Origin of the sequence: Cytobacillus stercorigallinarum (assembly GCF_014836495.1) — a bacterium.
Classification (GTDB): Bacteria; Bacillota; Bacilli; order Bacillales; family Cytobacillaceae; genus Cytobacillus; species Cytobacillus stercorigallinarum.
Map to the genome: position 1 here is coordinate 262,075 of NZ_JACSQT010000001.1, position 23,919 is coordinate 285,993.

Consider the following 23,919-nt stretch of genomic DNA (forward strand, 5'->3'; position numbering starts at 1 on the left):
TCATCCCTTGACCAATGTTTGGTCAAAGAGGGATGGGGAGGCTTTTTTATATTTTATTTTAATAAGGAGGTTAAAGAGCGATGGTGCGGGAAGCTGCCTTAACAGAAGAAGTGAAAACAAAGCTTGAGACGATTACAGGCGCAGACTTATTAATGGATGCGTTAGAAAGGGAAAATGTAGAAGTCGTCTTTGGCTACCCTGGCGGAGCGGTTTTGCCGATTTACGATAAGATTTATGATGCGAAATTCCTTCATGTTCTCCCTAGACATGAACAGGGCGGCATACATGCTGCGGAAGGTTACGCAAGGATTTCAGGTAAGCCTGGTGTCGTCATAGCAACATCCGGCCCGGGAGCAACGAATATTGTAACAGGGTTGGCTGATGCGATGATGGACTCATTACCAATAGTAGCCTTTACAGGCCAAGTAGCAACAAGTGTGATTGGTTCAGATGCATTCCAAGAAGCAGATATTTTAGGAATTACAACACCGATTACAAAATATAATTTTCAAATTCGCCAATTGGAGGATATTCCAAGAGTCATTAAAGAAGCGTTCTATATTGCAACGACAGGCAGACCCGGTCCAGTGCTCATTGATATTCCTAAAGATATAGCATCGACGATTACCGAAAGACCCGAAGAAGCAGAAATGGACTTACCCGGTTATCAACCGACATTAAAGCCTAATCGCTTGCAAATTCGTAAACTATCAGATGCGGTAGGAGCAGCACAGAAACCAGTCATTTTAGCAGGGGCAGGTATTCTTCATTCGAAGGGGGCAACCGAACTTTTACAGTATGTGGAAAAAACAAAAATACCAGTTGTTCATACATTACTTGGTCTTGGTGGCTTTCCAAGTGACCATCCATTATTTATTGGCATGGGTGGGATGCACGGCTGTTATACAGCGAATATGGCTCTTTCACAATGTGACTTATTGATTAATATCGGGGCAAGGTTTGATGACCGCTTAACAGGTAATTTGGAACATTTTGCTCCGAATGCAAAGGTTGCACATATCGATATTGACCCAGCAGAAATTGGTAAAAATGTACCGACAGTTATTCCGATTGTAGCAGACGCAAAGGCTGCGCTACTCGCACTTCTTCAAGAAGAATGTAATGAACCAGCTCATAGCGAATGGATGGAAACATTAAAACAGTGGAGTGCTGCTCATCCTTTCCATTATGATCAAGCATCGCCTAAGTTAAAGCCGCAACGGGTAATGGAGCTCTTGTATGAAAACACGAAGGGCGAAGCGATTGTCACGACAGATGTCGGACAACACCAAATGTGGGCAGCGCAATACTATCGCTTTAAACACGCGGATAGATGGGTTACATCTGGTGGCCTTGGAACGATGGGATTTGGTTTACCTTCAAGTATTGGTGCTCAAATTGCTGATCCAGATAGTTGTGTGCTTGCGATTGTCGGTGATGCTGGCTTTCAAATGTCAACACAGGAATTAGCGGTTATACAAGAAATGAACTTACCAATAAAAATCGCAATATTCAATAATCAATCTCTGGGGATGGTCAGACAATGGCAGGAGTTTTTCTATGAATCACGTTTTTCACATAGCAAGATTCCAGTTCAACCTGATTTTGTGAAGCTAGCTGAAGCTTACGATATTAAAGGTTATAGCATAACGACAGAAGAAGAAGCGGAGAGAGTGTTAGCTGAAGTATTACACACAAGAGAGCCTGTATTGCTAGATTTCCGTGTCGATGCTGATGAAAATGTCTTTCCAATGATCGCTCCGGGTAAAGGGATTCATGAGATGGTAGGTGTGAAAGAATGAAGAGAATCATATCGCTACTCGTTTTAAATAAACCTGGTGTACTTAATCGAATTACTAATTTATTTTCTAAACGAAATTATAATATCGAAAGTATTTCAGTTGGTTTATCTGAACAGGAGGGGATGTCAAGAATCACATGTGTAATTTATGTAGAGTCAGAACAACAAAGCGAGCAAATTACGAAACAGCTCAATAAGCAGGTAGACATACTGAAAGTGACGGATATTACAAATCAAGCAGTTGTTGCTAGAGAACTAGCTTTGATAAAGGTACAGTCTAATCCGCACACAAGAAATGAGATTTATTCCTTAATTGAGCCTTTCAGAGCTTCTGTCATTGACGTAAGCAAAGATAGTTTAGTCATCCAAATTACAGGTGAATCTGAAAAAATCGAAGCGTTCCTAGAGTTAATTAAGCCATATGGTATTAAAGAGATTGCTAGAACGGGCACAACGGCTTTCCCTAGAGGGACACAAAGACAGTCGCAACAAAAACATAACTTTTCAATTGTATAAAAAAATAAATGATGAATAGAGGAGAATGAATAATGGCTAAAATGTACTATAACGGAGATGCAAATGCGAACTACTTAAACGGGAAAGTTGTAGCGGTAATTGGATACGGATCACAAGGTCATGCGCATGCGCAAAATATGAGAGATAGCGGTGTAGAAGTAGTAATCGGCTTAAGACAGGGGAAATCATGGCAGACGGCAGTTGAAGATGGCTTTCAAGTTTACTCAGTAGGTGAAGCGACTGCTAAAGCAGATATCGTAATGATTTTATTACCAGATGAATTGCAAACGAAAGTATATAAAGAAGAAATCGAACCGAATTTAACCAATCAAGCCTTGATGTTTGCTCACGGATTTAATATCCATTTTAATCAAATCGTTCCCCCGAAAGAAAGTGATGTTTTATTAGTCGCACCAAAAGGACCAGGTCATTTAGTAAGAAGAACATATGAAGAGGGAGCGGGTGTACCAGCATTATTCGCCGTTCACCAAGATGTATCAGGTGAAGCAAGAGAATTAGCACTAGCATATGCAAGAGCGATTGGTGCATTAAGAGCTGGTGGCTTAGAAACGACATTTAAAGAAGAGACAGAAACAGATTTATTCGGAGAACAAGCGGTATTATGTGGCGGACTCACTTCTCTTGTTAAAGCAGGATTTGAAACGTTAACGGAAGCAGGTTATCAGCCGGAACTCGCCTACTTTGAATGTCTCCATGAACTCAAATTAATTGTTGACCTGATGTACGAAGGTGGATTAGAAGGAATGAGATACTCTATTTCAGATACAGCACAATGGGGAGATTTCGTCAGTGGCCCACGTGTTGTAGATGAAAAGGTAAAAGCAGAAATGAAAGAAGTATTAAAAGATATTCAAGAAGGCAAATTTGCCAAAGGCTGGATTATGGAAAACCAAGTGAATCGCCCGGTATTTACAGCTATTAATGCAAAAGAAAGTGAACATGAAATTGAAAGAGTTGGCAGAGAGCTTCGCAAAATGATGCCATTTGTCCAAAACAATAAAAAGAAAGAAGTGGTGAGCAGTGCAACAAATTAATATATTCGATACAACGCTTAGAGATGGAGAACAATCAGCAGGAGTCAACTTGAACTTCTCTGAGAAATTAGAGATTGCTAGACAGCTAGAAAGACTGAATGTAAACATCATCGAAGCAGGTTTTCCAGCCGCATCTAAAGGAGACTTTGGATCGGTGAAATCTATTGCAGAAACAGTGAAGAACGCTTCTGTAACAGGTTTAGCGAGAGCGGTATTATCGGATATAGATGCTGCATGGGACTCATTGAAGGGAGGAGCCGAACCAAGGCTCCATACCTTCTTAGCAACTAGCCCTATTCATCGTGATTACAAACTTAAAATGACAAAAGAGCAAGTAGTGGAAACGGCAGTTAATACCGTTAAGTATGCGGCGGAACGCTTTTCCATTGTGCAATGGTCAGCAGAGGATGCTTCAAGAACAGAATTGCCCTTCTTGGCAGAAATCGTAGAGAAAGTCATCCAAGCAGGAGCAAGGGTGATCAACATACCGGACACAGTCGGATATGCAACACCGAAGGAATACGGAGAGATTTTTAAATATTTAAAAAATAATGTCCCGTCTATCGATAAAGTAGCATTATCAGCTCATTGCCATGATGATCTAGGGATGGCCACTGCAAACTCTTTAGCTGCGATAGAAAATGGTGCGACACAAATAGAGGGAACGATTAATGGAATTGGAGAGCGAGCGGGCAATGCAGCGCTTGAGGAAATAGCTGTCGCCCTTCACATTAGAAAAGACTTCTACAATGCTCAAACAACATTAAACCTAGGAGAAATTAGCCGAACAAGTAGCCTTGTAAGCAAACTTTCCGGTATGCCGGTCCCAGCAAATAAAGCCGTTATTGGAGCAAACGCTTATGCCCATGAATCTGGTATTCATCAAGATGGCGTATTAAAAGAAGTAACGACTTATGAAATTATTTCACCGCAATTAGTTGGTGTGCAATCTAACTCTCTTGTCCTTGGTAAACATTCAGGACGACATGCATTTAAAAATCGTTTAGACGAATTAGGATTAGATGTGGCAGATGAAGATATCAAACCACTATTTACTGTATTTAAAGATTTAGCCGATCGCAAAAAAGAGATGACAGATGAAGATTTAGTCGCCCTTGTACTAGAAGAGAAATTATCGAAGGAACAGCGATTCTATGAATTGATTCAAATCCAAATTCAGTACGGTACGAATCAAGTGCCGACAGCAACGGTTACATTATCCGGAAGCGATAACCAAGTGATACAGGAAGCGGGTACGGGTGCAGGAAGTATTGAGGCACTATATAACACATTAGAAGCAAGTGTGAATGGTGAAATTAGGTTACTCGATTATCGCATTCAATCAGTTGGAGCCGGTAGAGATGCGCTTGCGCAAGTGTTCGTTAAGTTAACATATCAAGGGGTAGAAACGAGCGGTCGAGGGCTCGCTCAAGATGTGCTAGAAGCATCAGCAAAAGCTTATTTAAATGCAGTAAACCGAGTCATATATATGAAAGAAAAAACGGAACCAGCTATGCAAAATAGTTAACATACACTTTTAATCGGAGGGATAAAAGATGAAAAAACGTATCGCTGTACTACCAGGAGACGGGATCGGGAAAGAAGTTGCAAAAGGAGCAGTTGAAATTCTCCAAGCAGTCGGAGAGCGCTATAATCACCAATTTGAATTTTCTTATGGTATGATTGGCGGCCATGCGATTGATGAAAAAGGCAAACCACTTCCGGAAGAAACCATTCAACTTTGCAAAGAAAGCGATGCGATTCTTTTAGGAGCAGTGGGTGGTCCTAAATGGGATCAAGTAAATCCTGATATCCGTCCGGAGAGAGGGTTATTACAAATCCGTAAAGAGCTTAATCTATATGCCAATCTTCGTCCAACAACTTATTTTGAAAGTTTGGCGAAATCTTCTCCTTTAAAAGATGAAGTGATCCAAGGTGTAGACTTATTGATGGTACGCGAATTAACTGGCGGATTATATTTTGGTCAACCGAGTGAACGAATGGATGCTAACGGAGAATCTGCGGTAGTCGATACATTATTTTATAAAAAAGCAGAGATGAAGCGTGTAATCGAAAAAGCATTTGCTTTAGCAGAAAAGAGAAGAAAAAAAGTCACATCTATTGATAAAGCAAACGTACTTGAATCAAGCAGGATGTGGAGGGAAACGGCAGAGGAAGTAGCAAAAGATTATCCCCATGTGTATCTTGAACATATGTTAGTTGATAATGCGGCGATGCAAATGGTGACAAATCCTAAACAGTTTGATGTTGTCGTAACAGAGAATATGTTTGGTGACATTTTAAGTGATGAGGCCTCCGTTTTAACCGGTTCATTAGGCATGTTACCATCTGCTAGTTTATCTGAAAATGGTCCATATTTATATGAACCGATTCATGGTTCGGCACCTGATATCGCAGGAAAAAACGTGGCCAATCCGTTAGCAATGATTTTATCTGCTGCGATGATGCTTCGTGAATCGTTCGGGTTAGAAACAGAGGCGAATGAGGTAGAACGTGCTGTAAAACAAGTGTTAGATGCAGGCTTTAGAACAAGTGATATTGCGGAGTTCAGCCAACAAGTGACATCGACAACAGAAATGATCGCGGAAGTAAAAGCGATGCTACTAGATAATGAAGCTATTATGCATATTATGGGTGCGTACGCTTAAATAATGAAGAAGGGACACGGCCTATTATGGGTCCGTGTTTCTTTTAAAAAGGTGTGTGAAAAAAATGGGACAATCAATTATAGAGAAAATATGGGAACAACATATTGTTCATCAAGAAGAGGGAAAGCCAGACCTATTGTATATTGATCTGCATTTAGTGCATGAAGTAACATCGCCGCAAGCGTTTTCTGGCTTAAGAATGAAAGGGAGGACAGTGAGAAGACCAGATAAAACCTTCGCCACAATGGATCATAATGTCCCTACAGATAATCGCAAGGTCATTAATGATAAGGTTGCTTTGAACCAGATGACGACATTAGAAAAGAACTGTGAAGAGTTTCAAGTACCATTGGCAGGAATTGATCATCCAGACCAAGGAATTGTTCATGTCATTGGTCCAGAGTTAGGCTTAACACAACCAGGTATGACAATTGTATGTGGCGATAGTCATACATCCACACACGGTGCATTCGGTTCCATTGCATTCGGTATCGGTACAAGTGAAGTAGAGCATGTGTTAGCCACACAAACCATCTGGCGCCAAAAACCGAAAACATTAAAAATTGAAATCAATGGCAAAAGGCAACACGGTGTATCAGCAAAAGATGTGATCCTTTATGTGCTTTCTCAGTATGGGTTTGATTTTGGAACAGGACATGTCATTGAATATACGGGCGAAGTGATTGCAGATATGTCTATGGAAGAGCGGATGACGATTTGTAATATGTCGATAGAAGGTGGCGCGAGAGCTGGATTAGTGAACCCTGATGAAACAACATTTTCTTACTTAAGAGGACGTAAGCATGTTCCGACAGGGGAAGCCTTTGATAAGCTTGTGACAAAATGGCGATCACTAGTGTCGGATGAAGATGCAACTTATGATCGTGTGATTACGATTGAAGCAGCCGATATTGCCCCAATGGTTAGCTGGGGGACAAACCCAGCGATGACATCTAAAGTAACTGATTCCATTCCTACATCAAGTGATTATGAAACAGTCGTAGGAAAGAAATCACTTGAGAGTGCCCTTAAATATATGGGACTACAGGAAGGACAGAAAATAGAAGATATTCAGATTCAACATGTATTTATCGGTTCTTGTACCAATTCACGATTAGAAGATCTACGTGAGGCGGCTTCTATCATTAAAGGCAATAAAGTTCATCCTGATGTGCGTGCATTAGTTGTGCCAGGTTCACAAACGGTCAAGGCGCTAGCAGAAGAAGAAGGTCTTGATGCCATTTTTAAAGATGCTGGGTTTGAGTGGAGAGATTCAGGTTGCAGTATGTGTTTGAGTATGAATAATGACATTGTCCCTAGCGGTGAACATTGTGCTTCCACATCTAATCGGAATTTTGAGGGTCGACAAGGTTCTGGAGCGAGAACTCATTTAGTCAGTCCAATTATGGCAGCAGCAGCCGCTATTCATGGTCATTTTGTCGATGTAAGAAAAATGGTTGAAAAACAACCAGTAAGATAGGGAGTGGAGTAGATGACTCGATTTAAAACTTTAAAGGATAAAGCGATTGCTTTCGACCGTGCCAACGTAGATACAGACCAGATTATTCCTAAGCAATTTCTAAAGCGAATTGAAAAAACGGGCTTTGGCCAATTTTTGTTCTATGACTGGCGTTATATGGCAGATGGTAGTTTAAACCCGACGTTTGAATTAAATCAAGAAAAAAATCAAAATGCCTCCATTTTAATTGCAAATGAGAACTTCGGTTGTGGGTCGTCAAGGGAGCATGCGCCATGGGCGCTCCTAGATTATGGATTTAAAGTGATAGTAGCACCATCGTTCGCAGATATTTTTCATCAAAATTGCCTGAAAAATGGTGTGTTACCGATTGCATTGCCAAAGGAGAAGGTTGTGCAATTACTTGAAAAAGGCAAACAACAGCCTTATCTATTAGAAGTGAATCTAGAGAAGCAAACGATTCGTGATGATGAAGGATTCCAAGTGTCATTTGAAATTGATGCTTATTGGAAAACGATGCTAATGAATGGGTGGGATGAAATTGAAATCACCTTGCAATTAGATGACCATATCACAGCATATGAACAAGCATTAAGATAGGAACTTATGAGGTTGGGACATAAGTATGCTAGCTAATGATTTATCCGAATGATTAGGAGTTCTAGCATCTAATCATTCGGTTTTTTGTGTGATTTGAACCCTTATATGAAAAGAATAGTGAAATGGAGCGGAAGACACTCAACTCCTGCGGGAAATAGAGGAAAAGCTAAGACCAGGCAATGCCTTAGGAGGCTCAGCCCCTCTCATCGGAAAGCGAGTGACTGTAGCGCAATGGAACGGACTTTTTTTCAAATGATGTTTTAAGATCAATTTGTTATTGTTCTTTTTTGAGGTTAGCTCATTTAGTTATGTCCCAGCCTCCCTTTTATGATGTTTTTCCTCGGAATCTCCCAATTGCACAATCCTTTTGCATTTTTCTTTTTTCATGCTACACTTACCACTAAATAAGGAAATTAAGGGACGTAGGCAAAATGACAAAACAAAATCGTAATGACAAAAAAAATAAAGTGGTTCCCTTCCCCTTTTTAGATAGGCGTTTATTAGAGAAGGGATTAGAGGCTTTGCATCGCAGAGAGTTTCAAGAGGCGGTAGAATTTTTAACAGAAGCTTCAGATCTAAATGGTGAGGATGAGGATATTCAAACGGGTCTTGTGCTCGCTTTTTTTGAATCAGGTCAATTGCAACTTGCGCAAAAACAAGCGGAATACATGCTTCATAATGGAATAGGTGATTATCTCCAAGTGGTCGATATGTATTTGATGATTTTAGTACAATTACATCGCTACGATGAAATTGTCACCACTATTGAATACTTATTTGAAGAGAATAAAGTGCCTCCTGGGAAATTTGAACACCTTAGCCGACTACTAGAATTCAGCCGTAGAATGGCTGAAGCAGATATAAAGTCCAGTGATGTAGAGAGTGACGCGGTAATTCAACTACAACTTTTTGAAATAAAAGATCAACAAGAACAGATGATACTTGCTAAAGAATTGGCAGACAAGAATATTGTACACAATGTAAAAGAAATCCTTGTTTATTTACGATCTGAAGAAGGGCATCCCTTTTTTAAGACATTACTTCTCGATGTGCTGAAACAGCATCTATATAATAAGGAAGTAATTGTTGAAAAAATGGGAACGGTAAAAAGTTTCGTTCCTGCACAGTTGCCGGACTTTGAGGATTTTCACCAAAGGATCGATATGCTCAAAGAGTTAGAAGAGCAGATGGAACAAGATGATCCCATTTTACTTGAACATGCGGCTTCTCTTGTAAACCGTCATTTATTTCTCATGTATCCGGTAGAATTAGAACCATTTTCAATTAAAACATGGGCAGCTGCCTATCATACACTTGCGATTGATTATTTAGGCATGGACCTTTCTGTGGATGAAATGCTTGAGAAATATTCTGTCGAAGAAGAAGATTATCATGCAGCTATTACTTATATTGAAGCAATAGAAGAATTTTCTTATCCTAAAATATAGTCTCATTGTTGAAAGCTAGAGACGTTATGTTATAATATAATGGTTGTATTATGTGGATAGAAAGATGATTCACCTTATATAAATGAATAATCGATTAGACATATTCATTCTATTTGCTGTGAATGAAATGATCATAGATTTTGGAGGGAAATAATAGTATGTCTGCTAAATTTGAAAAGTTAGAAGGGAACCAAGGGGTTCTTACAATTGAAGTAGATGCAGAGAAGTTAAACGAAGGTTTAGACGCTGCATTTAAAAAAGTAGTTAAACAAGTAAATGTTCCTGGCTTCAGAAAAGGTAAAATGCCTCGCAGCCTATTTGAAAAACGCTTTGGTGTTGAATCTTTATACCAAGATGCAGTTGATTTTCTTTTACCAGAAGCGTATGCAAATGCGATTGAAGAAACAGGCATTGAGCCAGTTGATCGTCCTGAAATCGATGTAGAACAAATCGAAAAAGGTAAAGCGCTTATTTTCACTGCGAAAGTAACTGTAAAGCCTGAAGTAGAACTTGGCGAATATAAAGGTCTTGAAGTAGAAAAATTCGATACAGAAGTAACGGATGAAGATGTAGAAAACGAATTAAAAGGCCTTCAAGAAAAACAAGCTGAGCTTGTTGTTAAAGAAGAAGGTACAGCAGAACAAGGTGATACAGTTGTGATTGACTTTGAAGGTTTCGTTGATGGAGAAGCATTCGAAGGTGGAAAAGGTGACAACTTCTCATTAGAACTTGGTTCTGGACAATTCATTCCAGGTTTTGAAGAAGAATTAATTGGTGTTTCTACTGGCGAATCTAAAGAAGTAAATGTTACGTTCCCAGAAGAGTATCACGCTGCTGAGCTTGCGGGTAAAAAAGCAGTATTCAAAACGACTGTACATGAAATCAAAACAAAAGAACTTCCTGCATTAGATGATGAATTTGCTAAAGATGTAGATGAAGAAGTTGAAACATTAGATGCACTAAAAGAAAAAACGAAGAAACAATTAGTTGATAGTAAAAACCATGAAGCAGAGCACCATGTGCGTGATACTGTAGTAGAAAAAGCAGCAGAGAACACGACAATTGATATTCCAGCTGCAATGGTTGATACTGAATTAGATCGCATGATGCAAGAATTCGAACAACGTTTACAAATGCAAGGTATGAACCTTGAGCTTTATTATCAATTCTCTGGACAAGATGAGTCTGCATTACGTGAGCAAATGAAAGCTGACGCAGAGAAGCGCGTGCGCATCAACTTAACACTTGAAGCAATCGCTGCTGCAGAAAACATCGAAGTTTCTGAAGAAGAATTGAACGAAGAACTAAATAAAATGGCTGAAATGTATAATATGACAGCTGAAAATATTCAAATGGCGCTTGGTGGTAGCCTTGATGGTTTACAATCTGATATTAAAGCGAAAAAAGCAATCGATTTACTTGTAGAAAATAGTAAAACTGTTTAAAATGAATATAACAAAGTAACGGTAGCAACCCGGAACTTACACATAACAAGGCGCGATCACATCGTGCCTTGTTTTCTACAATTTTAGATATTACATAATAGTAGTACGGCAAAAGCAGGCTACCTTATCATATACATAACTGCCTGAAAAAAATTCCACTTATGGATGGACATAAAAATGGACATGCTTATGGAAGTACAAGTTTTATTGAGTGATTTCCTTCTGCGAATCATGAATAACGTATTACGTACATAACTTAGAGGTAAGTGTTATTATTTCCTGTCTTTTGCTGAAGTGTGTTACAATGCAATACATAACTTAAAGGTTAGTTTTTATCAAGCGTTTTTAATAAGAACTGGCGAGTGATTTGGCTCAAAATATTTAGCTAATGATAAACAAAAGTTCGCAGAAGATATATCGCTTAGAAGTTTGATCAAGGGGTGAAGGATTTGTTTAAATTTAATGATGAAAAAGGTCAATTAAAGTGTTCCTTCTGTGGGAAAACACAAGATCAAGTTCGTAAGCTAGTAGCTGGTCCTGGTGTTTACATTTGTGACGAATGTATTGAATTATGCACCGAGATTGTGGAAGAAGAGCTTGGAACAGAGGAAGAAGTTGAATTTAAGGATGTTCCAAAGCCATCCGAGATTCGCGACATTCTCGATGAATATGTAATCGGTCAAGACCAAGCAAAGAAAAACCTAGCTGTAGCAGTTTACAATCATTACAAACGGATTAATTCGAACAGTAAAGTAGATGATGTAGAACTGGCAAAAAGTAATATTGCGATGATTGGGCCAACAGGAAGCGGTAAAACATTACTAGCCCAAACATTAGCAAGAATTCTAAATGTACCATTCGCAATTGCGGATGCGACTTCATTAACAGAAGCAGGTTATGTTGGTGAAGATGTTGAGAATATTCTCCTAAAGCTTATCCAATCTGCAGACTATGACGTGGAGAAAGCTGAAAAAGGAATTATTTATATCGATGAGATTGATAAAGTGGCGCGTAAGTCAGAAAATCCGTCGATCACAAGAGATGTATCTGGTGAAGGTGTGCAACAAGCATTATTGAAAATTCTTGAAGGCACTGTTGCCAGCGTACCTCCACAAGGTGGAAGAAAACATCCGCATCAAGAATTTATTCAAATTGATACGACGAACATCTTATTTATTTGTGGTGGTGCCTTTGACGGAATCGAACAAATCATTAAACGCCGTTTAGGTCAAAAAGTGATCGGTTTCGGTTCGGATAATAAGCAGAAAGAACTGGAACAACATGAGTTACTGTCTAAAGTTTTACCAGAGGACTTATTGCGTTTCGGTTTAATTCCTGAATTTATTGGTCGTTTGCCGGTTATTGCAAGCTTAACACCATTAGATGAAGAAGCATTGATTGAAATTTTAACAAAGCCGAAAAATGCTTTAGTAAAACAATTCCAAAAAATGCTTGAATTAGATGATGTTGAATTAGAATTCGAGGATGAAGCACTGATTGAAATTGCTAAAAAGGCAATTGAAAGAAAAACAGGTGCCCGTGGATTACGTTCGATTATTGAAGGAATCATGCTTGATGTCATGTTTGATTTACCTTCTCGTGATGATATTAAAAAATGTATCATTACAAAAGAAACGGTCCTTGAGAATGGTTCACCAAAGCTATTACTTGAAGATGGTACAATTGTGAAAGAAGAAAGAAAAACTTCTGCATAAGTGTGAAAGGAACTAAACTACGGTTTAGTTCCTTTTCTATTACCTGCAGTGAAAAGTTCTGTGTATGAAGGACGTGTGAGTATATAGATAATTGGTTTTGTTATATCAATTTGGTAGGTAGTTGCTTGTCTATCCAAGGTAAGAATGCTAGAGATAGCTGAACAAAGTAGATTTGTTCGTGCATCTATATTGAAATCCTTAAAGATAGCTGAACTAAATGAATTTGCTCATACATCCAGAGTAAAATACGCAAAGATAACTGAGCAAAACCTACATACCGCTCACCATTCTTTGGTAGTCAAATAAATGACCTCAATAAATGCCTTAGAGCCGAAATAAGCTAGGGTCTTTTAACGTGTAACAAGATCGAATCGAGTGTCGTTACTATAAGATCACCAGGTAAAGTAGAAGATGAAACCAATCAAAAAATTGACCACTTTTTTGCATATCTATTTCCTCAATCACAGCTTAACAAATTTCCCGTTTGATTAAATCATTCACCTATAATAAATGCTAAAGTAACCATAAGCTTCCTCTTATTGAATTTAAAATTCTTGTTTATTCCAACTTTGCGCAGGAGATACTATCCATTATCAGCAAGAAAATGTTCAGGAGGGAATAGGATGAGTTGGACGGGAATTGCATTGTTTGTACAGCTATTTTTTGGAATTGTTATTGGGCTCTATTTTTGGAACTTACTTAAAAACCAACGTACTCAAAAAGTCTCTATTGATAGAGAGTCTCGTAAAGAAATGGATCAATTAAAGAAGATGAGGTCAATTAAACTGTCAGAACCTCTTTCAGAGAAAGTTAGGCCAACGACCTTTGATGATATTGTAGGGCAAGAAGATGGCATAAAATCACTTAAGGCGGCACTTTGTGGACCAAATCCCCAGCACGTCATCATTTATGGGCCTCCTGGAGTAGGTAAAACAGCTGCGGCCAGATTAGTATTAGAAGAAGCCAAGAAAAATCAAAAATCACCATTTAAACCATCCTCAGTCTTTATTGAACTAGATGCGACAACTGCTCGATTTGATGAAAGAGGGATTGCTGATCCGCTTATTGGATCTGTACATGATCCCATTTATCAAGGAGCGGGAGCAATGGGGCAAGCAGGAATCCCACAACCGAAACAAGGGGCAGTCACAAATGCCCATGGCGGGGTCTTGTTTATAGATGAAATTGGAGAGTTACATTCTATACAAATGAATAAGTTGTTAAAAGTGTTGGAAGACCGGAAAGTATACCTTGAGAGCGCTTATTATAATGAAGAAAATATGCAAATTCCTTCTCATATACATGATATCTTTAAAAATGGTTTACCAGCAGACTTTCGGTTAGTTGGTGCCACAACAAGAACACCTAACGAATTGCCTCCAGCTATTCGTTCACGTTGTATGGAAGTGTTCTTCCGGGAATTAACAGAAGAAGAAATTGCGGAAGTTGCTAAAAAGGCAGCCGATAAAGTGAACTTAAAAATAAGTGAACACGCTTTACAAACATTAGCATCTTATGCTAGAAACGGTCGTGAATCAGTTAACTTAGTTCAAACGACGGCGAGTCTTGCGATACAAGAAGAGCGCGATTATATTAAGGACGAAGATGTCGAGTGGGTCATTCAATCAAGTCAATTAGTACCGAGAATGGAAAGAAAAATCGGAGAAACAGCCAAGGTTGGTTTAGTTAATGGTCTAGCTGTTCATGGCCCTAATTCTGGTGCTTTATTAGAGATTGAAGTTACTGTGATTCCTGCTAAAGAAAAAGGATCTATTAATATTACAGGAATTGTAGAAGAAGAAAGTATTGGCGGACAAGGAAAATCGATTCGGAGAAAGAGTATGGCGCGTGGCTCAATTGAGAATGTGATTACAGTACTTCGTTCAATGGGCGTACCTGCAGATGATTATGATATTCATGTGAACTTCCCTGGCGGTGTCCCGATTGATGGCCCATCTGCTGGGATTGCAATGGCTACTGGTATTTATTCAGCTATTTATAAACATCCGATAGATCACACTGTAGCAATGACAGGCGAAATCAGTATTCATGGTACGGTTAAGCCTATTGGCGGGGTATATCCAAAAGTAAAAGCAGCCAAAAAAGCTGGTGCAAAGACAGTTATTATCCCTGAAGAGAATATGCAATCGATATTAAATGAAGTGGAAGGAATTCAAATTGTTCCCGTTAAAACGTTGAATGAAGTGTTCGAGTTCGCCCTTCACAAAGAATATCAACATGAAAAGCCGTTAATTTCACCATTAGATGCGTCAGCAATTGATCTTGCTAAAAAGGAAAGTATGTGAGGTACTAATAACTTCGGCAACAACTGCCGGAGTTTTTCATTCCCCCGTTTTAAAGGCAAATAAATAGGGAATGAAATAAGCAATTGTCAAGCTAGAATGAAGAAAACAAACAAAATGATTGCCCTTTTTTACTTTTTTAGCTAACGAACTAGATTAAAAAGTCGACACTGTGAAGTAAATAAGATAAAATTGTACAAAGAAAATGAATTGAAATCTTGATACATATGCATTTTGGAGGTGCAAGTATATGACGAATAAGAAAGAGATCATCGTCCCCCTCCTGCCGCTTCGAGGTTTGCTCGTTTATCCTACAATGGTCCTACACTTAGATGTAGGTCGTGATAAATCAGTACAAGCACTTGAAAAAGCAATGGTAGATGACCATTTAATCTTTTTAACAACACAAAAGGACATTTCGATAGATGAGCCTGACAGCGATGATTTATATCATTTAGGTACTCTTACTCGGGTAAAACAAATGCTCAAATTGCCAAATGGTACAATTCGTGTGCTAGTAGAAGGACTTAAACGGGCAAAAATAGCAGAGGTTTTAGATGATGAAGACTATTTTTCAGTAAAGGTTGAAGTGTTTGAGGAGTCTGAATCTCGTGATGTAGAAGACCAAGCATTAATGCGTACTCTTTTAAGTCATTTTGAACAATACATAAAAGTATCTAAAAAAATATCAACAGAAACATTTACATCTGTTACAGATATTGAAGAACCCGGTCGTTTAGCTGATATTATTGCTTCTCATCTTCCTTTAAAACTAAAAGAGAAACAGGAAATCTTGGAGACAATTAATATAAAAGATCGTTTGAATCGTGTGATCAGCATTATTCATAACGAAAAAGAAGTGCTGAATTTAGAAAAGAAAATCGGCAATCGGGTAAAGAAATCGATGGAAAGAACGCAGAAAGAATATTATTTGCGCGAACAAATGAAAGCCATTCAAACGGAATTAGGCGATAAAGAAGGTAAAACAGGAGAAATTGCAGATTTAAAAGCGAAAATCGCAGAAGCAAATATGCCTAGTAATGTAGAAAATACAGCATTAAAAGAGCTGAATCGTTACGAAAAGGTCCCTTCTAGTTCGGCAGAAAGCTCTGTTATTCGAAATTATATCGATTGGCTATTAGCGATACCTTGGTCTAAAGAAACGGTCGATGATTTAAACATCAAAAAAGCAGAGAAAATCCTTGATCGAGATCATTATGGTTTAGAGAAAGTAAAAGAGAGAGTGCTTGAATATTTGGCGGTACAGCAATTAACGAACTCTTTAAAAGGCCCTATCCTCTGTCTCGTTGGACCTCCGGGTGTAGGGAAAACAAGTCTAGCGAAATCAATCGCTTCCTCTCTCAATCGTAATTTTGTCCGGGTATCTTTAGGAGGTGTCCGTGATGAATCAGAAATTCGCGGACATCGAAGAACGTATGTCGGTGCAATGCCGGGTAGAGTAATCCAGGGGATGAAAAAAGCAGGAACAGTTAATCCAGTATTTTTATTAGATGAGATTGATAAAATGTCTAATGATTTTCGTGGAGACCCATCATCGGCAATGCTTGAAGTATTAGATCCTGAGCAAAATCATAACTTCAGTGATCACTATATTGAAGAGACGTATGATTTATCGAAGGTTATGTTCATTGCTACAGCTAACAATTTAAGTACAATTCCAGGACCATTATTAGATCGTATGGAAGTCATTTCAATTGCTGGTTATACAGAACATGAGAAGCTTCATATTGCTAAAGACCATCTTTTGCCAAAACAAATCAAAGAGCATGGTCTTTCGAAATCTCAATTGCAAGTGAGAGATGATGCTGTTCAAGCTGTTGTGCGTTATTATACAAGAGAAGCTGGTGTTAGGAGTTTAGAACGTCAATTGGCTAGTATTTGTAGGAAAACGGCAAAAATTATTGTATCAGAAACGAAAAAAAGAGTGGTTGTTACTGCGAAATCGGTTGAAGATTTCTTAGGTAAGAAACGTTTTAGATACGGCCAGGCTGAATTAGAGGATCAAGTCGGTATCGCTACAGGACTTGCTTATACAACTGTAGGTGGAGATACACTTCAAATCGAAGTCTCTTTATCAAAAGGTAAAGGTAAGTTAGTCTTAACGGGTAAACTTGGTGATGTGATGAAAGAATCCGCTCAAGCAGCTTTTAGTTATGTGCGTTCAAATGCAAAGGAATTAGGGATTGATGAGAATTTTCATGAGAAATTCGATATTCATATTCACGTTCCAGAAGGGGCTGTTCCTAAGGATGGTCCATCTGCAGGGATCACAATGACTACTGCACTTGTTTCAGCATTAACGGGTGTACCAATTAGAAGAGAAGTAGGCATGACAGGTGAAGTAACATTGCGTGGTCGTGTCTTACCTATCGGTGGATTAAAGGAGAAATCACTGAGCGCTCATCGCGCGGGATTAACAAAAATTATCTTACCGAAAGATAATGAAAAGGATATAGATGATATTCCAGAATCAATTCGTGAGGAACTTTCATTTGTGCTTGTATCCCATGTAGATGAAGTACTGAAAGCAGCGTTAGTAGACGGGGTGGAACAATGAAGGTTGTAAGTTCAGATATTGTCATCAGTGCCGTAAAGCCTGAACAATATCCAGATGTAGAATTACCAGAATTTGCATTAGCAGGTCGTTCGAATGTAGGGAAATCTTCTTTTATTAATAAAATGTTGAATCGTAAAGGATTAGCAAGAATATCTTCTAAGCCTGGAAAAACGCAAACATTAAACTTTTATCTTATTAATGAAATCTTACATTTTGTTGATGTACCAGGTTATGGCTATGCAAAAGTGTCAAAAAAAGAAAGGGAAGCATGGGGGAAAATGATTGAGACATACCTCACTTCTCGAGAACAATTACGAGCGGTTGTTCTTATTGTGGATTTAAGACATCAGCCTACTAAAGATGATGTGATGATGTATGAATTCCTTAAACATTATGAGATTCCTTGCATCATTATTGCCACAAAAGCCGATAAAGTACCAAAATCAAAATGGCAGAAACATATTAAAGTGACGAGAGAAACACTTGACGTTGACCCTAGCGACTCTCTTATCTTATTCTCTTCAGAAACAGGCAAAGGGAAAGAGGAAGCATGGGCCGTTATTAAAGGTTTGATGTAACCTGGTTCAAGGTTACAATCAAACATTTTAAAAAGACGAACAAACCGGATGAGGCCGGATTTGTTCGTCTTTTTTTGTTAAAGATTTTCTTTTATCTTGGTAGGATGAAATGGTTATCAACACTTTAAGTTTAAAGATGCGCATTTGTTGAGAAGTTTACGTTTATTTTTCAGAATTTAGGGAAATTAGACTATGTATGTAAAATTGAGTTACATCATTTCACTTGTGAATCAAGTGGACCCTTCCCCTCTACTCTTAGTAATAGAGATGATATAGGAGGATACATGTTTAATAAGGAGGATAGAGGATAAGAGGGATGTGTGAGACTTTCTTACAGTTTTATATCTTAAAATATCATAAAATATGAATTTTGAGAATAATTTGTAAGAGTGGTAAGGTTGATAGCATATATGAAAAAAGAACATACAAGGGGGATATTTTACTAGTGAAAAAGATACTTAAAGGAATGATTGTTGCTGCATCTGTAGCTGTATTAGCTGCATGTGGCTCAAATGAAGAAGCGAGTAGTGGAGGTATGGATTTAGCAGAGGAAGGGAAATTCACTTATGCTTCATCGGGAGAATTTAATCCATTTAGTGTAACGCAAGATGATGGTTCAATGACAGGTTTCGACATTGAAGTAGCAGAAGCCGTTGCAAAAGAGCTAGGACTAGAACCAGTGCAGCAAAAATTTAAATTCGGTGGAATTGTTGAAGGTGTAAAATCAGGACGTTTTGATGCCGCTGTTGCTAGTCATACAATAACAGAAGAAAGGTTACAAGCCGTTGATTTCTCGATTCCTTACTATTATTCAGGCCCACAAATTTATGTGAGACCGGATAGCGATATAGAAACATTAGAAGATTTAGAAGGTCTTGAAGTAGCTGTTGCTAAAGGAACAACGTATCAAAAAACAGTATCAGAAGTTACTGATAATATTAAGTTTTATGATAGCGATGTCGTAGCACTCGAGGCTTTATCTAGTGGAAAGCATGATGCGGTCATTACCGATTTTGTTACAGGTAAAGAAGCGATCGGTGCGGGTATGAATATTGAGGGAAAACAGCTTTTAGAAAAAAGTGAGCAAGCGATTGCTGTAGCCAAAGACAATGAAGAGCTACTTGAAAAAATTAACGATGCATTAGAGAAGCTTCATGAAGATGGAACCTTGACTGAAATTAGCAAGGAATATATCGGCGAAGATATTACTGTAGAATCAGAAGAATAATTTTCTGTTGGCGAATGCATCTCCGTTTATTGCGTATGCATTCGCCTCTTGCATCTAAAAAGAAAATACACTTTACCTTAAGGAGGAAATATGGACATACTAACAACGTTTGTTGACACCTTCCCGATGTTTTTTGAGGGAATGCTCCTAACTTTTCAATTAACAATCGTCTCAATTTTTATTGCTATTTTTATCGGTCTCTTTTTTGCTATGTTAAAGATATCTAAAGTGAAAGTATTAGAGTGGGTTGCGGACCTCTATATCTTCTTAGTCAGAGGAACACCTCTCGTTGTGCAAATCTTTATCTTTTATTTCGGTTTAACTTCATTAAATATTTCCGGTTTTTGGTCCGTTGTTTTAGGTTTAGCCTTCCATAATGGTGCCTATATTGCAGAAATTTTCAGAGGAGCCATTCAATCTATTGAAAGTGGTCAAATGGAGGCAGGTCGTTCCCTAGGGATGAGTGCAGGCTTAACAATGAGAAGAATAATTTTACCACAAGCAAGCAGACGCGCTTTGCCACCACTCGGGAACCAATTTATTATTGCGTTAAAGGATTCTTCACTAGCTTCATTTGTAGGGGTCTATGAGCTCTTTAATATTGCCACAACACAAGGATCAATCAATTATGATTATATGACTTACTTATTGATTGTTGCCGTCTATTATTTAGTGCTTGTTCTTCTATTTACAGTTATTGTGAACCTTGTTGAGAAGAAAATGTCTAATAGTGAGCGATAGAAAGGGATGAATATAGATGAGTGAATCAATTATGATTAATATAGAGAAATTAAATAAGTCTTTTGGTGATCTTCATGTATTAAAAGATATTGATTTTACAGTAAAAGAAAGCGATGTTGTTTGTCTAATCGGTGCCAGTGGTTCTGGTAAAAGCACATTGCTAAGATGTCTTAACTTTCTAGAATTAAAAGATAGTGGAACCATTACATTAGAGGGTGAAGTAATAGAAAAAGATTCTCATGACTTAAATGAAATTAGACAAAGAGTAGGAATGGTGTTTCAGCACTTTCATCTCTTCCCTCATAAAACAGTCATACAAAATATAATGGAAGCACCGATGCAAGTGAAAAAAATATCGAAAAAGGAAGCGGAGGAACAAGCGTTAGTCCTGTTAGATAAAGTTGGCTTATCGGATAAGAAAGATGTTTATCCATCTAAACTTTCAGGTGGTCAAAAGCAGCGTGTTGCCATTGCAAGGGCATTAGCAATGAAGCCGGATGTAATGCTGTTTGATGAACCAACTTCTGCACTAGACCCAGAATTAGTAGGTGAAGTGTTAGCAACAATGAAAGAACTTGCTGAAGAAGGGATGACGATGATTGTTGTCACGCATGAAATGGGATTTGCGCGGGAAGTGGCAGATTGGGCAGTGTATATGCATGATGGTAAAATTGTTGAAGTCGGTCATCCTGAAGAGTTATTTAATCATCCAAAGGAAGAAAGAACGAAAAGTTTCTTAGATTCTGTTCTATAAAAGTGAATAATTAACAAAAACGAAAAAAACGAACATTTTGTTCGTTTTTTTCAATGGAAGTTTCTCATAGATTATTTTCTTTTACTAAGGAAAAAGAGGCCAATGATAATAAAAATAGCAGGCCAGAATTTCGTTATGTATGAAATGATCTCACCGTAGCTACCTGCATATTGCAAAATTTTATCATAAAATAATAAAGTAATGGCTAATACTAACATAAGAAACCCTTGCAAGAGGCCATTGCCTGTTTTTAAGTAATATAATAAAAAAGCAAGGGCAATAATAAGGACAAAGGCACCGATATGATTAGGCCATATGCTTAAACGATCAACAATGATGAAATGTAAACCAAACCCAAAGAGAATCACACCGGGAAATATAGCATTATATTCATTACCGCTATATGCTTGGATTAAAAAAGCCAAACCTGTAATAGCTAGTAATACTGGCCAGGTCAATAGCGATTGTAAACTCTCAACCTGTAATTGCTGAATGAGAAAGAAACAGCCGTAGCCTACTAAGATAATGCCGGCAAATAGTCGTTGACTTTTCATTTATTCACCACTTTCAGTTAGGTACACTTGAATATTAGACAGTTTTTTGGTATTGTACATAGTGGAGTGTTTATGATAATAAATATCAAATTATAATAGTTCTAAATTAATCATTTACTACTCAAATATCATATCATATGTGTTCATACTCTGTTCACATTTCTTTGAAACAGCTTGTAAAGATAATGTTATAATATATGTAGGTAATTATGCAATTTTTTTGGGGGGTCTACTAAAAATGCATATCGTGGTCGTTGGTCTAAACTATCAAACAGCCCCTGTGGAAATTAGAGAAAGATTAACATTCGATCCTTCTCAATTGGGTGAGGCAATGCAAGCATTGCAACAAAAGAAAAGCATCTTGGAAAATGTAATTCTATCCACATGTAATCGGACCGAAATCTATGCGGTTGTCGATCAACTGCATACAGGTAGATATTATATTAAAGAATTTTTAGCCGATTGGTTTCAAATAGATCAAAATGAATTTTCGCCCTTTCTTTTTATTTATGAACATGATGGTGCGATAGAGCATTTATTTAAAGTCGGTAGTGGATTAAACTCAATGGTCCTAGGAGAAACACAAATTTTAGGCCAAGTTCGCTCTAGTTTTTTGCAAGCGCAAGTGGAACATACAACTGGAACAATTTTCAATCAATTATTCAAGCAGTCCATTACGTTTGCTAAAAAGGCACATTCCGAAACGGATATTGGCGCAAATGCCGTATCTGTTAGTTATGCTGCAGTTGAACTTGCTAAGAAAATATTCGGTCAAATTACGAATAAGCAAGTCCTAATTCTCGGAGCAGGTAAAATGGGCGAATTAGCGATACAACATCTTCATGCAAATGGTGCCAATGTTACGGTAATTAATCGTACTTTTGAGAAAGCGAAAAATTTAGCACATCGCTATGAAGGACAGGCGAAATTAATGCAAGAATTACAATGTGCATTAGTGGAAGCTGATATCGTGATTTCTTCTACAGGTGCAAACAATTATATGATTACAAAAGAGATGATGGCAGATGTAGAAAGATTGCGGAAAGGTAAGCCATTATTTATGGTTGATATTGCTGTTCCACGTGATTTAGATCCAGCACTTGCTGATCTAGATAGCGTTTTCTTATATGATATTGATGATCTAGAAGGTATTGTTGAAGCGAATTTGCAAGAGCGTAAAAAAGCAGCGGAGAAAATTCAATTATTAATCGAAAGTGAAATCGTTGAATTTAAACAGTGGCTTAAACTTCTAGGTGTGGTACCTGTCATCTCAGCTTTAAGAGAGAAAGCTCTTGCTATTCAGGCTGACACAATGAAGAGTTTGGAAAGAAAGCTTCCAAACCTAACAGAACGGGAAAGAAAAGTGGTTAGCAAGCACACGAAGAGTATTGTGAACCAAATGTTGAAAGACCCTGTATTACAAGCAAAAGAATTGGCAGGACATAAAAATGCTGATAAAGCATTAGAATTGTTCGTGAAAATATTTAATATAGAGGATCTTGTTGTCCAACAAATCGAAAAACAAGAACAACCAAAATCAGATCGTGTAAAGGTGCAACAGACATCCTTTCAATCATAAAAAGGGGTACTGTCCATGTTTGATATCTATATGGCACGCCTGCATGAATTTACTGTCGTTCTTTATGCAGCGAGTGTACTTCTCTACTTTATTGACTTTTTAGCAAGTAACCGGAAGGCCAATCGTGTAGCCTTCTGGTTACTTGCATTTGTATGGGGATTACAGACGATATTCTTATTACTCTATATGTGGAATACGGGAAGATTTCCTGTATTAACGATATTTGAAGGTTTATACTTCTACGCATGGATACTTATTACATTTTCTTTAATTATTAATCGCATTATGAAAGTTGATTTTATCGTTTTCTTCACAAATGTACTTGGTTTTTTTATTATGGCTTTACATACATTTGCTCCTATTGAGATTGAATCAGATGTGTTGGCGAATCAATTGATGTCTGAGCTCCTCTTTTTTCATATTATTGGTGCGATTCTCTCATATGGTGCTTTTTCATTGTCATTTGTATTTGCTCTTTTATATTTGATTCAATATGATTTGTTGAAGAGAAAAAAGTGGGGTTCAAGGCTGATTCGAATTGCGAATTTATCACAACTAGAAAAAATGTCTTATCTATTTGCTAGTATAGGGGTGCCTATGTTAGTGATTAGTTTAATATTAGGGATACAATGGGCTTATATGAAATTACCAAATATGGTATGGTTGGATTCAAAAGTGCTTGGTTCCTTATTGGTCCTCATTTTGTATAGTATTTACTTATATTTAAAGGTTGGCAGAGGAATGAGTGGTAAATCACTTGCTACTTGGAATGTGGCTGCTTTCCTTGTTGTATTAATTAATTTTTTCTTATTTGGAAGGTTATCGTCTTTCCATTTCTGGTATGAATAAGAAAAGGAATATGTTTTTAAAGAATAGGG

The 23,919-nt window shown here is 37.8% G+C and carries 19 protein-coding genes and 1 other annotated feature (1 of these 20 only partly in view); of the genes, 18 read left to right on the forward strand and 1 reads right to left on the reverse strand.

Annotated elements, in window-relative coordinates:
• Positions 1-11: a binding site (T-box leader), on the forward strand; it begins 247 nt to the left of the window's first position.
• Between the two features lie 69 nt (positions 12-80).
• The 16 genes from ilvB (at position 81) to H9655_RS01355 (ending at position 20,908) form a co-directional block, all read left to right on the forward strand.
• Complete coding sequence (gene ilvB / locus H9655_RS01280) at positions 81-1,802, forward strand: acetolactate synthase large subunit (protein WP_191810134.1); 1,722 nt, start codon at positions 81-83, stop codon at positions 1,800-1,802.
• Entirely contained in the window at positions 1,799-2,317 is a 519-nt protein-coding gene (gene ilvN / locus H9655_RS01285) for an acetolactate synthase small subunit (RefSeq protein WP_191810136.1), read from the forward strand. Before ilvB ends, ilvN begins: the two co-directional genes overlap by 4 nt.
• A 32-nt stretch (positions 2,318-2,349) precedes the next feature.
• Positions 2,350-3,372 (forward strand): ketol-acid reductoisomerase, encoded by a 1,023-nt coding sequence (gene ilvC / locus H9655_RS01290; RefSeq protein WP_191810139.1) that lies wholly within the window; start codon positions 2,350-2,352, stop codon positions 3,370-3,372.
• Positions 3,359-4,900, forward strand: a complete 1,542-nt coding sequence (locus H9655_RS01295) for a 2-isopropylmalate synthase (RefSeq protein WP_191810141.1) — start codon at positions 3,359-3,361, stop codon at positions 4,898-4,900. Before ilvC ends, H9655_RS01295 begins: the two co-directional genes overlap by 14 nt.
• A gap of 28 nt (positions 4,901-4,928) precedes the next feature.
• Positions 4,929-6,041, forward strand: a complete 1,113-nt coding sequence (gene leuB, locus H9655_RS01300) for a 3-isopropylmalate dehydrogenase (protein ID WP_191810143.1) — start codon at positions 4,929-4,931, stop codon at positions 6,039-6,041.
• 64 nt (positions 6,042-6,105) lie between these two features.
• On the forward strand, positions 6,106-7,521 hold the full coding sequence (gene leuC / locus H9655_RS01305) for a 3-isopropylmalate dehydratase large subunit (RefSeq protein ID WP_191810145.1): 1,416 nt from the start codon (positions 6,106-6,108) through the stop codon (positions 7,519-7,521).
• A gap of 12 nt (positions 7,522-7,533) precedes the next feature.
• Positions 7,534-8,118: a 3-isopropylmalate dehydratase small subunit gene (leuD, locus tag H9655_RS01310; protein WP_191810147.1), complete on the forward strand. Its 585-nt coding sequence runs from the start codon at positions 7,534-7,536 to the stop codon at positions 8,116-8,118.
• A gap of 431 nt (positions 8,119-8,549) precedes the next feature.
• Positions 8,550-9,566, forward strand: coding sequence for a tetratricopeptide repeat protein (locus H9655_RS01315; RefSeq protein WP_191810149.1), 1,017 nt, complete (start codon positions 8,550-8,552; stop codon positions 9,564-9,566).
• A gap of 158 nt (positions 9,567-9,724) precedes the next feature.
• The gene (gene tig / locus H9655_RS01320) at positions 9,725-11,011 is read left to right on the forward strand and encodes a trigger factor (protein ID WP_191810151.1); all 1,287 of its coding nucleotides are present in this window, start codon (positions 9,725-9,727) and stop codon (positions 11,009-11,011) included.
• A 449-nt stretch (positions 11,012-11,460) separates the two neighbouring features.
• Complete coding sequence (gene clpX, locus H9655_RS01325) at positions 11,461-12,726, forward strand: ATP-dependent protease ATP-binding subunit ClpX (protein WP_191810153.1); 1,266 nt, start codon at positions 11,461-11,463, stop codon at positions 12,724-12,726.
• Positions 12,727-13,349: 623 nt separating this feature from the next.
• Complete coding sequence (gene lonB / locus H9655_RS01330; RefSeq protein ID WP_191810155.1) at positions 13,350-15,032, forward strand: ATP-dependent protease LonB; 1,683 nt, start codon at positions 13,350-13,352, stop codon at positions 15,030-15,032.
• Positions 15,033-15,279: 247 nt separating this feature from the next.
• Positions 15,280-17,607, forward strand: coding sequence for an endopeptidase La (lon, locus tag H9655_RS01335; RefSeq protein ID WP_191810157.1), 2,328 nt, complete (start codon positions 15,280-15,282; stop codon positions 17,605-17,607).
• Positions 17,604-18,185, forward strand: coding sequence for a ribosome biogenesis GTP-binding protein YihA/YsxC (yihA, locus tag H9655_RS01340; protein WP_191810159.1), 582 nt, complete (start codon positions 17,604-17,606; stop codon positions 18,183-18,185). Before lon ends, yihA begins: the two co-directional genes overlap by 4 nt.
• A 445-nt stretch (positions 18,186-18,630) precedes the next feature.
• Positions 18,631-19,413: a transporter substrate-binding domain-containing protein gene (locus H9655_RS01345; RefSeq protein ID WP_191810161.1), complete on the forward strand. Its 783-nt coding sequence runs from the start codon at positions 18,631-18,633 to the stop codon at positions 19,411-19,413.
• A 90-nt stretch (positions 19,414-19,503) separates the two neighbouring features.
• Complete coding sequence (locus tag H9655_RS01350) at positions 19,504-20,154, forward strand: amino acid ABC transporter permease (protein WP_095372373.1); 651 nt, start codon at positions 19,504-19,506, stop codon at positions 20,152-20,154.
• A gap of 16 nt (positions 20,155-20,170) precedes the next feature.
• Positions 20,171-20,908: an amino acid ABC transporter ATP-binding protein gene (locus H9655_RS01355; protein ID WP_318245432.1), complete on the forward strand. Its 738-nt coding sequence runs from the start codon at positions 20,171-20,173 to the stop codon at positions 20,906-20,908.
• A 71-nt stretch (positions 20,909-20,979) separates the two neighbouring features.
• On the opposite strand, the gene H9655_RS01360 is transcribed toward H9655_RS01355, so the two are convergent.
• Entirely contained in the window at positions 20,980-21,462 is a 483-nt protein-coding gene (locus H9655_RS01360) for a LiaI-LiaF-like domain-containing protein (RefSeq protein WP_191810164.1), read from the reverse strand.
• Between the two features lie 238 nt (positions 21,463-21,700).
• Here H9655_RS01360 and hemA point away from each other — a divergent pair, with 238 nt between their 5' ends.
• Both hemA and H9655_RS01370 read left to right on the forward strand, forming a co-directional pair.
• Positions 21,701-23,041: a glutamyl-tRNA reductase gene (gene hemA / locus H9655_RS01365; protein WP_191810166.1), complete on the forward strand. Its 1,341-nt coding sequence runs from the start codon at positions 21,701-21,703 to the stop codon at positions 23,039-23,041.
• 15 nt (positions 23,042-23,056) lie between these two features.
• Positions 23,057-23,890 (forward strand): cytochrome C assembly family protein, encoded by an 834-nt coding sequence (locus H9655_RS01370; RefSeq protein ID WP_191810168.1) that lies wholly within the window; start codon positions 23,057-23,059, stop codon positions 23,888-23,890.
• Positions 23,891-23,919 lie beyond the last annotated feature (29 nt).

What these genes read in the sequence shown, in the direction of transcription:
- lon (WP_191810157.1), top strand. Translation starts at nt 15,280, where the DNA reads ATGACGAATAAGAAAGAGATCATCGTCCCCCTCCTGCCGCTTCGAGGT.
- hemA (WP_191810166.1), top strand. Translation starts at nt 21,701, where the DNA reads ATGCATATCGTGGTCGTTGGTCTAAACTATCAAACAGCCCCTGTGGAA.
- H9655_RS01370 (WP_191810168.1), top strand. Translation starts at nt 23,057, where the DNA reads ATGTTTGATATCTATATGGCACGCCTGCATGAATTTACTGTCGTTCTT.
- H9655_RS01350 (WP_095372373.1), top strand. Translation starts at nt 19,504, where the DNA reads ATGGACATACTAACAACGTTTGTTGACACCTTCCCGATGTTTTTTGAG.
- ilvB (WP_191810134.1), top strand. Translation starts at nt 81, where the DNA reads ATGGTGCGGGAAGCTGCCTTAACAGAAGAAGTGAAAACAAAGCTTGAG.
- yihA (WP_191810159.1), top strand. Translation starts at nt 17,604, where the DNA reads ATGAAGGTTGTAAGTTCAGATATTGTCATCAGTGCCGTAAAGCCTGAA.
- tig (WP_191810151.1), top strand. Translation starts at nt 9,725, where the DNA reads ATGTCTGCTAAATTTGAAAAGTTAGAAGGGAACCAAGGGGTTCTTACA.
- H9655_RS01355 (WP_318245432.1), top strand. Translation starts at nt 20,171, where the DNA reads ATGAGTGAATCAATTATGATTAATATAGAGAAATTAAATAAGTCTTTT.
- leuB (WP_191810143.1), top strand. Translation starts at nt 4,929, where the DNA reads ATGAAAAAACGTATCGCTGTACTACCAGGAGACGGGATCGGGAAAGAA.
- ilvN (WP_191810136.1), top strand. Translation starts at nt 1,799, where the DNA reads ATGAAGAGAATCATATCGCTACTCGTTTTAAATAAACCTGGTGTACTT.
- H9655_RS01315 (WP_191810149.1), top strand. Translation starts at nt 8,550, where the DNA reads ATGACAAAACAAAATCGTAATGACAAAAAAAATAAAGTGGTTCCCTTC.
- lonB (WP_191810155.1), top strand. Translation starts at nt 13,350, where the DNA reads ATGAGTTGGACGGGAATTGCATTGTTTGTACAGCTATTTTTTGGAATT.
- leuD (WP_191810147.1), top strand. Translation starts at nt 7,534, where the DNA reads ATGACTCGATTTAAAACTTTAAAGGATAAAGCGATTGCTTTCGACCGT.
- H9655_RS01360 (WP_191810164.1), bottom strand. Translation starts at nt 21,462, where the DNA reads ATGAAAAGTCAACGACTATTTGCCGGCATTATCTTAGTAGGCTACGGC.
- leuC (WP_191810145.1), top strand. Translation starts at nt 6,106, where the DNA reads ATGGGACAATCAATTATAGAGAAAATATGGGAACAACATATTGTTCAT.
- ilvC (WP_191810139.1), top strand. Translation starts at nt 2,350, where the DNA reads ATGGCTAAAATGTACTATAACGGAGATGCAAATGCGAACTACTTAAAC.